We start from the raw sequence: 13,776 nt of genomic DNA on the forward strand, positions 1-13,776 counted from the left end.
GTCTCTCTGTGTTCATTGATTATACAAGGTAATAAAATGCTTGTTTTTGTTATCCCACTTAAAAGTCCGCAAGTTTCCAATTCTTGGGAGCATGTCACCCAATCTTTTGAAAGATGCATCAAATCAATTTGTAATCAAACCTCTCCTGATTTTCACGCTATTGTTGTTTGCCACGAACAGCCAAAAATAGAATTTAATCATCCCCAGATTACTTACATTACAGTTGATTTTCCTTCTCCCAACGAGACAACCCCTATAGCTAGGGGAGACACAGATAAAGGGCGAAAAATATTGAAGGGATTAATGTATGCTCATCAATTTTCTCCAACTCACACTATGGCAGTTGATGCAGATGATTGCATCAGCAAAAACTTAGCCGCATTTATTAAGCAACATCCTAACTCTAATGGATGGTTTATCGATAAGGGTTATAAATATAAAGAAGGTAGTAAATATATATATATTAAAAGAAAAGATTTTTATTCAATGTGCGGTACATCCAATATTCTCCGATATGACTTAAATTTCTTACCAGAAAATGCAGAATATAACCGGGGCTATGGATACTACAAATATTATATAGACCACGGTAAAATCAAAGGCGTATTGGAAAGCAAAAATAAACCTATTGAACCATTACCATTCCCAGGAGCAGTTTACATTGTAGAAACAGGAGAAAATCTTTTTTACGGTTCAATGAAGTTAAACTTTAATATTTTTGATCGAAAATCTCTAACTCAATCAATTAAGGATGAATTTTGCTTGTATATACTATAGCCATTGCAATCCATTTATATGTAAGCTATAGATTGTTTTTTAAGGCTGATAGGCTACAACGCCACTATGCCAAAATCTAAGTCAAAAAATCAAAAATCCAAAAAACAGGCTGTAAAAGAAACTCCTACTCTTAGCCTTAAAGAACAGTTAGCCCAAAAGCGCAAAGCAGCCCAAGCACGTAAAGAATTCATTAGCTTAGTCACCAGCGCCACCTTTGGCAGTGTGTTCTTTGGCATTATACTTTTTTTTGTAGGTGGAATTAAAGCAGCACTTCCTGGTGTCTTAGGGATATTCATCATATCCCTTTCCTACAAATACCCGCGCCAAGCCCTATATGCCTTCATCATTTACGTACCTATTGGGGGTACTATCACCTACTACTTGGGAAATAGTCCCATACTTCAATTAGCTAAAGATGCCTTTTATGTTCCAGCACTAATTGGACTTTGGCAGACTTGTCGCAAGCAGGGACTACCCATAATTATTCCCCAAGGGATTAAAATCCCACTTTATATAGTCTTTGCTTGTAGTCTGCTAACACTATTATTTATCAATGGTGGGCAGCAGTTTAACCCGCATAGCGTGGGACTATTGGAAAAAGCACCCCAAGAAATACCTTTAGGTATGGGCATTCTGGGACTGAAAGTATTTTTAGGCTATGTCCCCCTGATTGGTTGTGCCTACTATTTAATTAGAGATAAGCGGGATTTTCTATTTTTATCACGCCTCCAGATTGCTCTCATACTGATTTGCTGTGTGCTGGGATTTATTCAATACTTTTTACTACTAACTGGTGTATGTAAAGGTACTAGAGGTCTTGAAGGAAATGCCCTATTTGTCACATCACTAGAAGCTCGGTGTTATTTTGGTGGAGCGCTCTTATATAGTCCCGAAGAAGGGGTTATTCGCTTACCAGGGACATTTGTAGCCCCTTGGCAATGGGCGTGGTTCTTAATTTCTAGCACCTTTTTTACTTTTGCCACTGGCTTCACCGATCCCTCCCCAATGTGGCGGTTGATTGGTTTAGGTTCTTTAGTGACAGTATTTGTCAATGCTGTAATCTCTGGACAGAGAATTGCCTTAGCTTTAGTACCAATCTGCTTTGGGATTTTACTACTGCTTACCGGACAACTTGGCAACCTGAAACGATTTATCCCCATAGGCATAGGATTGGTTCTAGTTCTGGGAATAGCAATGGTGACTAACCCTGAAGTCGTGCAACAGAGAACCGAGAGTTTTACAGGTCGATGGGAAGCTTCACCACCTCAAGATTTTATCGTCCAGCAATTTCAAGAGAATTGGAAAAACGTAGACGGACCCTTGGGAAGTGGCTTAGGTCGAGCAACTAACTCTGCCCGAGTAATGGGTAGCACTAAGCTTGTAGAAACCTATTACCCCAAAGTACTTTTTGAAGTTGGAATTTTTGGAGTACTCGCCTTTCTGGGTTTGGTAACAAGTTTAACCATTATTGGCTTTAAAACCTATCGCTCCATAAAAAACCGTAATTTCCGCAGTTACGGAGCAGCTTTGTGGGTGTTTATATTGTTTATTAGCTACAACACCTACTACTATCCTTTGGATGTCGATCCGGTTGCTGTCTACTATTGGTTTTTTGCGGGAGTTCTTTTTAAATTGCCAGAACTAGAGAAACAAGATAAAGAAGAGGCTGATCCTCAGCAAAAAAACAAGAAAAAACGTCTCAAAACAATTTAAATGAAATAAAAATGGCAAAAATTATCGTATGCGGTCAGAACCACATCAGAACTCCTAACTTACCGCGTAATTCTAGGCATACACTACTCCAACTCAAATCTTTTCCTACAGGTAGATATCCGATAGAAAGACTTTGGTATCCTTTAGCAAGCTTTCTGCCTTGGCAACCTTTATGGGGAAAATACCACGCTATTCATTCTTTCAACAGAATTGTATATACAAATAAGCCTTGGTTTATCACATTTGAAGATCATCGGATTTTATATAGGAATCCTAAAAATAAACAAGAGGCAATAGTTTATGACTTATTAAACAATCGTTTAGCGCTAGACAATTGTCAAAAATTGATAGCCATGTCAGATTATGCAAAGCTGAGATTTATTAACCGGATAAAAGGTTGGAAAACGGAAGAAAAATTAACTAATAAATTGGATGTAATTCATCCAAATTTTACTGCCAGAGTCGATCAACCTAAAGTTTATCAACCAGACCAAAATTTACAGCTTGTTTTCGTCGGGCATCACATTGCTAGAAAAGGTGGAGTTGTCGCTTTAAGGCTAGCCAAGAAAGCTGAAAAACTAGGTTTACCTCTTACCATCCATATCATATCAGGACTGGGACATGGTTCAGGAGTACCTACAGATTTCCCTGATACCACCAAATATCTGGAAGATTTAAAGTTACTAAATTTAAATAATGTTGTTTTTCACAAATATATTCCTAATGATAAAGTTATTGAGTTACTATCGCAAAGCCATTTTCAATTAATGGCTACGCTACACGATACTTATGGCTTTAGCATCATCGAAGGATTTTCTGTTGCCACTCCTGTAATTACGACAAATGTATGTGCCTTACCAGAGTTTGTCCGTCACGGGGAAAATGGCTATATTTTAGAATTGCCAATTAACGAAATTAGGCACTGGAGTAATTGGCTGTATGGAGAGAAAACTAAAAGTAATGAATATTGGGAAATTCTTGATAGTACTTATGACTATTTAGCAGAGAAAGCATTGGAACAAATCATCCAATTTCTTGATAGAAGCGATAAAGAAGAACACTATGAATTTTTAAGTGCAGGAGCTTTAGCTCAAGCCCAAATTGTCCATAACTCTGAAAAGCAAAATGAGTTATTTGATAATCTCTATGCCGCAGCAGTATGAAAAGTGCTGTTAGCGGATAGCTAAGGTTTAGCCCGTGCTGAGTTCCCAGTGCTGAGATGAAAGACATTACTCACCGGGCGAATAGAATTCGCGGCTATACAAACCAAACCCACCTCCGTGGGTTAAAAACTCTTGATTTTCTCTTAGTCCACGGAGATGGACTAAGTTTTATGTAGTAGCGCATTCTATTCGCCTAATACTTTTCAAACATCCTCTAATGCACAATTTTTTTGCTTGCCACGCCACTACAAAACTAGAAAATTAATTTTTACAAGGCTATTATGGAAGTATTAAAATTACTTAAAAAAACTCATGAATAATTGGCCATTAATTACTGTAGTCATTCCGACTTACGGGCGGGAGGAAGCGCTACGAGATAGCATTGTGGATGTATTAAAACAGGATTATCCCAATTTTGAAGTTTTAGTTGTAGACCAAACTCCAAAGCATCAACCAGAAATTCAAACCTACCTAGAGGAGATAGCAGAGGCAGGTAAAATTAAATGGTTGCGCTTAGATTGGGCGAGTTTGCCAGGGGCGCGGAATTATGCTATTCGCCGCTCATCTGGTGAAATAATATTATTTATTGATGATGACGTTCAGCTAACCCCTGGATTGTTAGCAGCCCATGCGAAAAATTATTTGCAAAAGCCAGAAGTGGGGGCTGTTGCTGGACGGGTATTTGACAGAATGAAATTAGGTGATTCTGGAGGAGATTTAGAGATTGAATATCTACCTCCCGAAGCTATGGACCCAGGAATTGCTTGGTATCATATTGATTTAGTACATACCACTAAACCCCAGCAAGTCTTGACAACAAGGGGTTGCAATATGTCATTTCGCCGCGAAATCTTTACTAAGTACGGACTGAGGTTTGATGAAAGGTTTCGTGGTAGTGCAGTACGCGAAGAGTCAGATTTTTGTTTGCGGGTGCGACAAACAGGGTATAAGATTTGGTACGACCCAGAAGCCCATTTGGTGCATTTAGGCGAAGAAACTGGGGGTTGTCATGATATTAGTATGCGATCGCTCAAATATCAACTCACCTTCTACCATAACCATTTCCTACTAGGGTTGAAAAACCTCACTGTTATTCAAGCTTTACGTCTATACGCCCGTTTATTTGACTGTCACGTTCTAGGACGACCACCTTGCCATAAAAGCGGTTCCCCCATCAAAATTGCTACTCGCGCTATTTTCTACATTTTGGGTTTTTTCAAAGCCTTGGGTACTGTTATCCAATCAATATGGAACGATGGTCAAGTTTACAGTCGATTGGATGAACAAGTTTAGGCATTAGTCATTTGTCATTGGTCATTAGTGAATAACAAAGGATAAATGAAAATTTTAGTTGCTAGTCACACTTATATCGTAGACCTAAACTGTGAAAAATTACGCACTTTATCTCGATTAGAACCCGATATTGAAGTGACAGTTGTAGTTCCAAAACGCTGGAAACCAGGTGGTGTCCAAAATAGAATTATTGAAACTGAATACCGTGATGAAGGCACATTTAAAATAGTTCCAGTTTCTAATTTTAGTCAAAATCACCAAGGACTTCTGACCTTTGGCGCTGATTTGATATCTTTATTAAAACAATTTCGTCCCCAAATAATCCAGGTAGAACAAGGGTCTAGAGCCTTAGCCTATACTCAAATGATTGCCTTAAATCAGCTATTAGGACTCAAGGCAAAAAATTTATTTTTTACCTGGTGGAATCTTCCATATAATCTCAAACCACCAATTGCTTTATTAGAAAAATATAACCTCAATCACAGCCACGGCATTATTTCTGGGAATCAGGATGGCGCAGAAGTTTTGCGAGAACGGGGATATCAAGGAGCAATTAAAGTTATGCCACAACTGGGTGTAGATGAAAGTCTATTTACTCCCAAAACCCAACCAGAATTAGCAGCTAAGTTTGGCATTGAAAAAGAAGATTTTGTGGTAGGTTTTGTTGGAAGATTTGTACAAGAAAAGGGGTTGCTGACACTTTTAAAAGCCTTAATCACCTTGAAAAATAAACCTTGGAAATTACTCTTACTGGGTCGGGGAGAGTTGCAAGGTGAATTAATCAAAATAGCTACAGAAAACAATATTCAAGAACGGTTAATTTTAGTAGAAAGTGTTCCTCATGACGAGGTAGCAAACTATATAAACTTAATGAGTACTTTAGTATTACCTTCCGAAACGACTTACAAGTTTAAAACCTTAACTTCTGTGGGTTGGAAAGAACAATTTGGTCATGTGCTAATTGAAGCGATGGCTTGCCAAGTACCTGTAATTGGTTCTGATTCTGGTGAAATTCCCTATGTAATTGGCGATGCTGGTTTAGTATTTCCTGAAGGTGATGCTCAAGCCCTTGCTAATTGCTTAGTTCAATTAATGGATAAACCATATTTTGCTCACACTCTCGGTGAAATAGGTTATCAAAAAGCCATGATTAAATACACAAATAAAGCTTTGGCTAAACAGCAATTAGAATTTTATCAAGAATTAGTTAATAGTCATTAATAGGATGTTTGAAAAGTGTAATTTATTACTAGCCTTTGCGACTAGAAGTCGCGGCTACACAGACAAAACCCACCTCCGTGGGTTAAAATCTCTTGAGTAGTGACAAAAAAATGAAAATATTACAAATTGTCCCCTCAATTTCTTTAATTTACGGCGGCCCCAGTCAAATGGTATTAGGACTAGCTCCGGCGTTGGTAAAAGAGGGAGTGGAAGTTACAATTCTAACAACTGATAGTAATGGCGATAATGGTCAAATACCTCTGGATGTTCCTTTAAATCGCCCAATTAAACAAGATGGCTATGAAATAATTTACTTTCGTTGCGCCCCGTTTCGTCGCTACAAATTTTCCCTAGATTTATTAAACTGGCTAAAACGTCATGCTCACGAGTTTGACATCGCACATATTCATGCTTTATTCTCCCCTATAATTAGTGCTGCTGCTATTGTGTGTCGTCAGCAAAAGCTACCTTATATTTTCCGCCCTTTGGGTACTCTCGATCCGGCTGATTTACGGAAGAAAAAGCAATTAAAACAGCTTTATGTGGCAATTATAGAACGTCAAAATTTAGCTGGTGCCGCAGCAATTCATTTTACCAGCGATCAAGAAGCTAAAATATCAGAACGATTTGGAGTATCTACACCAGATTTGATGATTCCTTTGGGTGTAATTCCCCCTCAATCTCGTCTGACAAATATATGTAGTCAGTTAGAAATACCAAGAGATGTACCGTTGGTGCTGTTTATGTCACGAATTGACCCGAAAAAGGGGTTGAATTTGTTGATTCCGGCGCTAGAGAAACTATTAGGGGTTGGTTATAAGTTTCATTTTGTCTTAGCTGGGACAAATCCTCAAGATCCAGATTACGAACAAAAGATAATTTCCCAAATTCAAAATTCACCACTGCGATCGCACACTACAATTACAGGCTTTGTTACTGGTGAACTTAAAGTTAGTTTACTACAAGCTGCCGATTTATTTGTCTTGCCTTCCTACTACGAAAATTTTGGGATTGCTGTAGCTGAAGCGATGGTAGCAGGTGTACCCGTAGTCATTTCTGACCAAGTGCATATTTGTCAACAGATACGTGATAGTGAGTCGGGTTGGGTAGGCGCAACAGATGTGCAAGCACTGGTAGAGTTACTGCAAGAAGCTTTGCAAAATCCCGCAGAACGCCAACGACGGGGATTAAATGCCCAAAAATATGCCTTAGAAAACTTTAGCTGGGATGCGATCGCCAAGCAAACAATCCAAGCCTACCAAAAAATTCTGGCAAACAAATGAATTTAACCCAATGCAGACAATAGCAGTTTTTGCCAAATAGGGGCTAGAACTGCTTTCACAACAATATCCACAATCACAAAACCAATCCTAATTAACTAGGACTTACCCATAGATAAGAAATTTTTACAGTATGAATTTTCAAATAGCTCAGGTGATACCAAGTTTCACACCTAGCCCAAGCCATAATTTGCAAGATTTGAATCCTCGTAAGTTAATAGAAAAGCTATTAGATATAGGATACAAACGCATATTGTTATCTGGGGCAATGTTGGATCAATTTAACGATGGCATATACCTATGGGTAGATGATGATGTTGATATGCTGTTAGACTGTTACTTGTATCTAGAGCAAATTATCTTGCTAAAAAAGCCATATAAGCACTTCTCATCACTTGGTGATGGATTATTAACTATTGGTTCAGAGTCTAATACGGAGATAACGAAAGTCACATTAGAGTACTGCCCAGGTTTAGATGTAGCTAATTTAGTTACACATACTATAACTGTGGCTGCTGATGAATATGTGTGGTGGTGGAGAAGTATCGTTTATGAAATACTAAATCTTGTGTATTCTGGTAAACAAATGAATTTAACCCAATGCAGACAATAGCAGTTTTTGCCAAATAGGCGCTAGAACCGCTTTAACAAAGATATCCGCAATCACAAAACCAATCCCAATTAACATATAAGTTTTCGGAAAGGGAGATTTAGGAACTTCGCCTCTGATGCGAGTTACTAGATTTAATCCTAATGCAGCTAAAGCTACTCCAGTGGCGATAAAGCCGATTATCCGCAGAAGTGACCAAGGATACCACCCTAAAATAGCTGCTAACCAAGGTTTAGCACTAACTTTCACTAATTCTGCAACATAAAAATTCATGTAATTCAGCATCCAAGTGCCGAATATCAATGCTGCACTACTTAAGGTGACAATGCAGAGAATACAAAAAATTCCGTATTGCAATAAATGGTCTGGTAAAAATAAACTGATTGTTCCTTCCATACCTTCTCCCGTGCGAATCCAGTGGAACATCTCTGTAGTGTATGATTGTCCACGGAGGATGACTTTTGCGGCTGTTTGTGGTGCGATCGCTGTTGCTACAATTACAGCAATACTCTGCAATACTCCCCAAAGTAACATCCACCAAAAAGCACTTTTATATTGTTGACGACGTACTTGTAAAAAGAAAATAGGATAGGGGACAGCAGCACCGAAAATCGGCATCAACCAGGGAACTCCAAAAACAAAACTCGCGCTTGTGCTGAGGATAACACCAATCACCAAAAAGATTAATATCATCATAAGTAATTCAAAATTCAAAAATTATAAATATATTTGTAGTCTTTATTCTCAATACTTACTTTATGACAAATTAATTTGTAACAGCTTAGAGACTTCTCGCAATATTGCATCCATACCAAGAAAGGTTCCCATAATTCTGCAATAATTTGGAAATATTGCAACTCAATAAGCCTAGACATGCAATAGCTTGTAGTCGGATATCACCCTGATATTTGCAATTCTCTAGGTAAATAAAAATCTGTAGGAAAAACACACTATTCAAAAGCATATATGTGTACTTTAGTCAATAGTTTTTATCTCTGTTTCATTTTATATCCAAGAGTGCTGACAACCTAAAATTTTGTTTCAAACTGCTAAAGCCCGATTGGGGAATGGGGGTTTTATGGGATGATGGCATACTAGAATATATATGCCTTTCTAACTACAGGGAATCTCAAATGGTTCGTCTAGGTGACACAGTACCAAACTTTACGCAAGCCTCAACATACGGCGACATCGATTTTTACGAATGGGCAGGTGACAGCTGGGTTGTGCTGTTTTCTCACCCTGCTGATTTTACACCTGTTTGTACAACAGAACTCGGCACAGTTGCCAAGCTAAAACCAGAATTTGACAAGCGCAATGTCAAAGCGATCGCACTTAGCGTTGATAACGTTGAATCTCACAAAGGCTGGGTGGGAGACATTGAAGAAACTCAAAGTACCACCCTTAACTACCCAATCTTGGCGGATGCAGATCGCAAGGTTTCTGACCTTTACGACATGATCCACCCCAATGCTAATGCGGCGGTGACAGTGCGATCGGTCTTTGTGATTGACCCTAACAAGAAACTCCGTCTTACTTTCACCTATCCTCCCAGTACGGGACGCAACTTTGATGAACTTTTGCGGGTGATTGATTCTTTGCAATTGACTGATAATTACAGCGTGGCGACACCAGCTGACTGGAAAGATGGAGAGGATGTCGTAATTGTCCCCTCACTGAAAGATCCAGAAGTACTCAAACAGAAATTCCCCAAAGGTTACGAGGAAGTCAAACCCTATCTGCGGCTAACTCCTCAACCTAACAAGTAAATCTGAAAATGATTTCGTGCATTAGACGCAAAGTTATATCTTGGCGTCTTTTCTTATTTGCGTGAGAATATAGTCAGTTGGCTAGGCATCCGAACCTGGAGGATATCTCGATGTTTTCATCCCCTTTGGTTTTGCAAATTCCGTCATCAATGCAAATGACAGACGAACAATTTTTTGAGTTTTGTCAAGTGAATCGTGATTTACGCATTGAACGAAATAAATTTGGAGAATTGGTAATTATGCCTCCTACTGGTTCAGAGACAGGAAACCGAGAAGGTAATATATTTGGGCAGTTGTGGGTTTGGTCGGAACAAGATGGTACGGGTATAACTTTTAGCTCTAGTACCGGATTTAAGTTATCAACAGGTGCAGAACGCTCTCCAGATGTTTCCTGGATTAAACTAGAACGCTGGAATGCTCTCTCTCCAGAACAACAGCGAAAGTTTGCACCCATTTGTCCAGATTTTGTAGTTGAACTCAAATCTCCTAGCGACAACCTTCAGACTTTGAAAGAAAAAATGGAGGAATATATGAATGAACCAGGAATACAGTTAGGCTGGTTAATTGACCGTAAGCAGCATAAAGTTTATATTTATCGTCCTGAATTGCCAGAGGAATGTTTAGATAATCCTGCGACTGTTAGCGGCGAGTCGGTATTGCCTGGGTTTATTTTGAATATGAGTAAAGTTTGGTAAGAATATTTATTTAAAATCTAACTGTCTTAACTGTCTTAACTGTCCATTTAACTGTCTTAACTGTCTTAAATGTCCACTTAGACTGTCTTAACTGTCTATTTAGATTGTTTTATCTGCTATTGCATTTTCTTGATAAAGCTGAGATTATTTGAGAGTCTAGATTAAGCAAATTGCAATACTACTAGTTTTATGTGTTTTTGACTCGTAATTGAGTTTATCTTATAGGTTAAAGGTTTTTATTTCCCTTTTATCCTTAGCCGACAAGTATTGAAGTAAGTTGTTTTAAAAAAGTTAGTTTATTTAATAATGCAAAAAATAATCTTTGGCTCTAAAAAAATTACTAATTTCCTATAAATTGCTTAATTGACGCAAAAATCTGTTTAACAGAGGTCGTTCAACAGATTTAGTAACCAGCTATAGTTTTTATAAAAAAACTTATCTATTGCATTTAGTAATTACGAATTACGTTAGTGCAGCATTAGCGAGTTATTGAGTGTCATTAAAAATTATCTTAATTTGGAGATTAAAATCTCGTGACAAACCAGGTATATAGCCAATCAGTTCTGACATTTGATGGTCAAGATGATTACATAGATTTTGGCAAAAACGATTTTGCTGGTGTTTTTGCTCAGGGAAGTTCAGCCTTTACGATTTCGGGATGGATAAATCCTCATCAGCTAACAGATAAAGCTACTACTTATGGAACGCGCAATGTTTTTTTTGCCCGTTCTTCAGATCGATATAGTGATAATTTTGAGTTCGGTATCAGTGAATCAGGAAACCTAGATGTATTCATTGATGAAACTATTGAGAAGAAAATTAAAACTTTTGGTACTGAAGAATTAACTATTGGGCAATGGCACTTTTTTGCCATTGTTTTTAATAAAGGTCAACTGAGCATATATCTTGACGATCATGAATATTTTAGCCATTTTACAGGTGACTCTTTAAACAAAGCAACTAGTTCTGTGACTCTAGGCGCGACTTTACACAACAACGTATTTTTCACAGGTCAATTAGCTAACATTAGCATCTGGAATTATCCTTGCCCTCCAGTGGAAATCCAGAGGCATCGCTATCAGCCTCTAGTTGGAAACGAACAAGGATTAGTCGCTTACTGGGCATTAAATGAAGGACAAGGAAAAACTGTAAAAGACCAGACTGTAAATGGCCATGATGGAAACTTGCGTGGGAATCCCAATTGGGATTTAGCACAACTTCCATTTGGAATTACACAATCATCGAACGAGAGTGAGAGACAAGATCAGTCAGCGAGTAGTGCTGACGAGGGAAACCCTACGGAAACTATCGTGCTGGTGGAAGAAAGTCAGCCCGTTGCAGAAGTTATCTCCGTTGAAGTAATTGCTGTCAGTGAAGCTGAGTTGCAGCAAGCACCCGTTGAAGTTCCGCCAATTGTAGAAACTGGCATCCCAATCCAAGCCACAACTGTAAACCCAAAGGCTAAAAAAGGGACGAAAAGACAGAGTGAAAAATCTGCAAACATTCAAACTACGAAGCCAAAAGAAGAGAAATCTGAAACAGTTGCAGTAAATATCCAACAGCAAGAACAACCACAAATATTAACTCAGGAGCGATCGCAAAAAACTATGACTACGAAAGCTAATCCCAAATATAAAATCCTTGCTATTGATGGCGGCGGTATTCGGGGCATTATCCCAGCCTTGGTACTAGCAGAAATTGAAAAGCGGACACAAAAGCCGATTTTTAGTTTGTTCGATTTAATTGCTGGCACTTCTAGCGGCGGAATTCTGGCACTCGGATTAACCAAACCCCGATTGAATTTAGATTCCAATGATAGCTCACCTACCGCCCAATACAGCGCCGAGGATCTCGTTCAAATATATCTTGAGTATGGGGCTGAGATATTTTACGAGCCATTCTGGGAACAAATACTCGGTCAGCTAGAAGATATATTTGTCCAACCAAAATATTCTTCTGAAGGCAGAGAAGAAATTATCAGACAATATTTTGGCGACACTCCTCTAGAAAATAATCTCAAAGAAGTTTTCGTAACTAGCTACGATATCGAGCAGCGAATTCCCATATTCTTTACCAACAAAATCGAAAAGCAAGAGACAGAATCAAAAAGATTTCGCAAGTTATCTTCAGGTTTTACCCTCACAGATGCGGCATTGGCAACTAGTGCAACTCCGACTTATTTTGCTCCCTATCGCGTTGCAAGTTCTCATAATAGCAATGGCTTCTATACTTTAGTCGATGGTGGAGTAGTTGCGAATAATCCCGCTAATTTGGCTATTTTAGAAGCGCAAATTAGTAGACAAGAAAACAAACAAGTCCTGAATACAGAAGATATCTTGGTCGTATCCCTGGGTACTGGTTCCCTGACGAGTATCTACCCTTATGACGAAGTTAAAAAATGGGGACTATTGCAATGGGCTAAACCCCTGTTAAATATTGTGCTTGACGGTGGTAGTGAAGTAGTCGCTGGAGAATTAGAACGGTTGTTTGAGGCTAATAATAAAGGTAAGCAAACTTCTTATTATCGATTCCAAACGTTCTTAAAAACTGAACTCGAAGCTATAGATAATGCCAAACCAGAAAATCTGCGGCAGTTACAAACTTTAGCTAATACACTCATTCAAGAAAAAAGTAAAGAAATCGATGAGTTGATTAGTATTTTATTAGCCTAAATTTTGAGCTTTTATAAATGATAATGGAGTTGAACCAGTAATTTTCAATAGGTTGGGATGGGGACTGGGGATTGGGGCAATGACTAATAACCAATGACTAATTGTTTTAACCAAGAAAAAAAGGATTTTAGGTAATTAAAATGGACGAAATCATTAAAAAACTTGCTGGTCTGGGTCTTCCTGGCATAATTCTCGTGATATTAACAGTCACATCAGCAGGTAGTAATGTTGCTGTTGTTGCTGCCCTCACAGCCTTAGGAGGTCCATTTGGCATTATTGGAGGGATAGGAATACTAGGTCTGATAACGGTTGTAGGGGATACTGTCGCGGGATATGGAATTGAAGCTGTTCTCAAAGCCATCTATACAGAACGTAGTAAAACCGAATCTGTGAGATTCCTCCTGAAAGAAATTAAAGATTTACCCATTTCAGAGGAGCTAAAACTCAAACTGAAAAATGAACTTAGCCCAGAAGTTATTATTGATACTGACGAAGTTCAGCCGCCAAAAACAATTGAAATCGTTGAGGAATAATTTAACTTTTAGAGGATGTTTGAAAAGTATTTGGCTGTGATTTAAGTACT

12 protein-coding genes are annotated in these 13,776 nt (G+C 38.4%); 11 read left to right on the forward strand and 1 reads right to left on the reverse strand.

Translation table 11 applies throughout. The features are described from left to right. Nucleotides 1–36 precede the first annotated feature (36 nt). From V7L07_RS14960 to V7L07_RS14990, 7 genes are all read left to right on the forward strand, one after another. Nucleotides 37–777, forward strand: a complete 741-nt coding sequence (locus V7L07_RS14960) for a glycosyltransferase family 2 protein (protein ID WP_335059038.1) — start codon at nucleotides 37–39, stop codon at nucleotides 775–777. Nucleotides 778–843: 66 nt separating this feature from the next. Further along, nucleotides 844–2,490, forward strand: coding sequence for a hormogonium polysaccharide biosynthesis protein HpsL (hpsL, locus tag V7L07_RS14965; RefSeq protein ID WP_335059040.1), 1,647 nt, complete (start codon nucleotides 844–846; stop codon nucleotides 2,488–2,490). A gap of 11 nt (nucleotides 2,491–2,501) precedes the next feature. Continuing rightward, entirely contained in the window at nucleotides 2,502–3,653 is a 1,152-nt protein-coding gene (locus V7L07_RS14970) for a glycosyltransferase family 4 protein (protein WP_335059042.1), read from the forward strand. Between the two features lie 312 nt (nucleotides 3,654–3,965). Continuing rightward, nucleotides 3,966–4,946, forward strand: coding sequence for a hormogonium polysaccharide biosynthesis glycosyltransferase HpsN (gene hpsN / locus V7L07_RS14975; protein WP_335059044.1), 981 nt, complete (start codon nucleotides 3,966–3,968; stop codon nucleotides 4,944–4,946). A gap of 45 nt (nucleotides 4,947–4,991) precedes the next feature. Then, a complete protein-coding gene (gene hpsO / locus V7L07_RS14980; protein ID WP_335059046.1) occupies nucleotides 4,992–6,167 on the forward strand; it encodes a hormogonium polysaccharide biosynthesis glycosyltransferase HpsO in 1,176 nt (391 codons plus the stop codon). Nucleotides 6,168–6,277: 110 nt separating this feature from the next. After that, nucleotides 6,278–7,450 carry a hormogonium polysaccharide biosynthesis glycosyltransferase HpsP gene (gene hpsP / locus V7L07_RS14985; RefSeq protein WP_335059048.1) on the forward strand — a complete coding sequence of 391 codons (1,173 nt, stop codon included), beginning with the start codon at nucleotides 6,278–6,280 and terminating at the stop codon, nucleotides 7,448–7,450. 130 nt (nucleotides 7,451–7,580) lie between these two features. Next, nucleotides 7,581–8,060: a hypothetical protein gene (locus V7L07_RS14990; RefSeq protein ID WP_335059050.1), complete on the forward strand. Its 480-nt coding sequence runs from the start codon at nucleotides 7,581–7,583 to the stop codon at nucleotides 8,058–8,060. Here the strand turns inward: V7L07_RS14990 and V7L07_RS14995 are convergent. Continuing rightward, nucleotides 8,040–8,753: a hypothetical protein gene (locus V7L07_RS14995; RefSeq protein WP_335059052.1), complete on the reverse strand. Its 714-nt coding sequence runs from the start codon at nucleotides 8,751–8,753 to the stop codon at nucleotides 8,040–8,042. The two genes, V7L07_RS14990 and V7L07_RS14995, sit on opposite strands and share 21 nt — an antisense overlap. A 371-nt stretch (nucleotides 8,754–9,124) precedes the next feature. On the opposite strand from V7L07_RS14995, the gene V7L07_RS15000 reads away from it, so the two are divergent. From V7L07_RS15000 to V7L07_RS15015, 4 genes are all read left to right on the forward strand, one after another. Then, nucleotides 9,125–9,826: a peroxiredoxin gene (locus tag V7L07_RS15000; protein ID WP_335059053.1), complete on the forward strand. Its 702-nt coding sequence runs from the start codon at nucleotides 9,125–9,127 to the stop codon at nucleotides 9,824–9,826. A 110-nt stretch (nucleotides 9,827–9,936) separates the two neighbouring features. Beyond that, entirely contained in the window at nucleotides 9,937–10,521 is a 585-nt protein-coding gene (locus V7L07_RS15005; RefSeq protein ID WP_335059055.1) for a Uma2 family endonuclease, read from the forward strand. Nucleotides 10,522–11,054: 533 nt separating this feature from the next. Next, nucleotides 11,055–13,193, forward strand: coding sequence for a patatin-like phospholipase family protein (locus V7L07_RS15010; RefSeq protein ID WP_335059057.1), 2,139 nt, complete (start codon nucleotides 11,055–11,057; stop codon nucleotides 13,191–13,193). Nucleotides 13,194–13,333: 140 nt separating this feature from the next. Then, nucleotides 13,334–13,726 (forward strand): hypothetical protein, encoded by a 393-nt coding sequence (locus V7L07_RS15015; protein ID WP_335059059.1) that lies wholly within the window; start codon nucleotides 13,334–13,336, stop codon nucleotides 13,724–13,726. The last annotated feature ends 50 nt before the right edge of the window (nucleotides 13,727–13,776 follow it).

It is taken from the genome of Nostoc sp., assembly GCF_036916985.1.
Lineage (GTDB): Bacteria > Cyanobacteriota > Cyanobacteriia > Cyanobacteriales > Nostocaceae > Nostoc.

What these genes read in the sequence shown, in the direction of transcription:
- hpsO (WP_335059046.1), top strand. Translation starts at nt 4,992, where the DNA reads ATGAAAATTTTAGTTGCTAGTCACACTTATATCGTAGACCTAAACTGT.
- V7L07_RS15015 (WP_335059059.1), top strand. Translation starts at nt 13,334, where the DNA reads ATGGACGAAATCATTAAAAAACTTGCTGGTCTGGGTCTTCCTGGCATA.
- V7L07_RS15000 (WP_335059053.1), top strand. Translation starts at nt 9,125, where the DNA reads ATGGGGGTTTTATGGGATGATGGCATACTAGAATATATATGCCTTTCT.
- V7L07_RS14970 (WP_335059042.1), top strand. Translation starts at nt 2,502, where the DNA reads ATGGCAAAAATTATCGTATGCGGTCAGAACCACATCAGAACTCCTAAC.
- hpsL (WP_335059040.1), top strand. Translation starts at nt 844, where the DNA reads ATGCCAAAATCTAAGTCAAAAAATCAAAAATCCAAAAAACAGGCTGTA.
- V7L07_RS14960 (WP_335059038.1), top strand. Translation starts at nt 37, where the DNA reads ATGCTTGTTTTTGTTATCCCACTTAAAAGTCCGCAAGTTTCCAATTCT.
- V7L07_RS15005 (WP_335059055.1), top strand. Translation starts at nt 9,937, where the DNA reads ATGTTTTCATCCCCTTTGGTTTTGCAAATTCCGTCATCAATGCAAATG.
- V7L07_RS14990 (WP_335059050.1), top strand. Translation starts at nt 7,581, where the DNA reads ATGAATTTTCAAATAGCTCAGGTGATACCAAGTTTCACACCTAGCCCA.
- hpsN (WP_335059044.1), top strand. Translation starts at nt 3,966, where the DNA reads ATGAATAATTGGCCATTAATTACTGTAGTCATTCCGACTTACGGGCGG.
- hpsP (WP_335059048.1), top strand. Translation starts at nt 6,278, where the DNA reads ATGAAAATATTACAAATTGTCCCCTCAATTTCTTTAATTTACGGCGGC.
- V7L07_RS14995 (WP_335059052.1), bottom strand. Translation starts at nt 8,753, where the DNA reads ATGATGATATTAATCTTTTTGGTGATTGGTGTTATCCTCAGCACAAGC.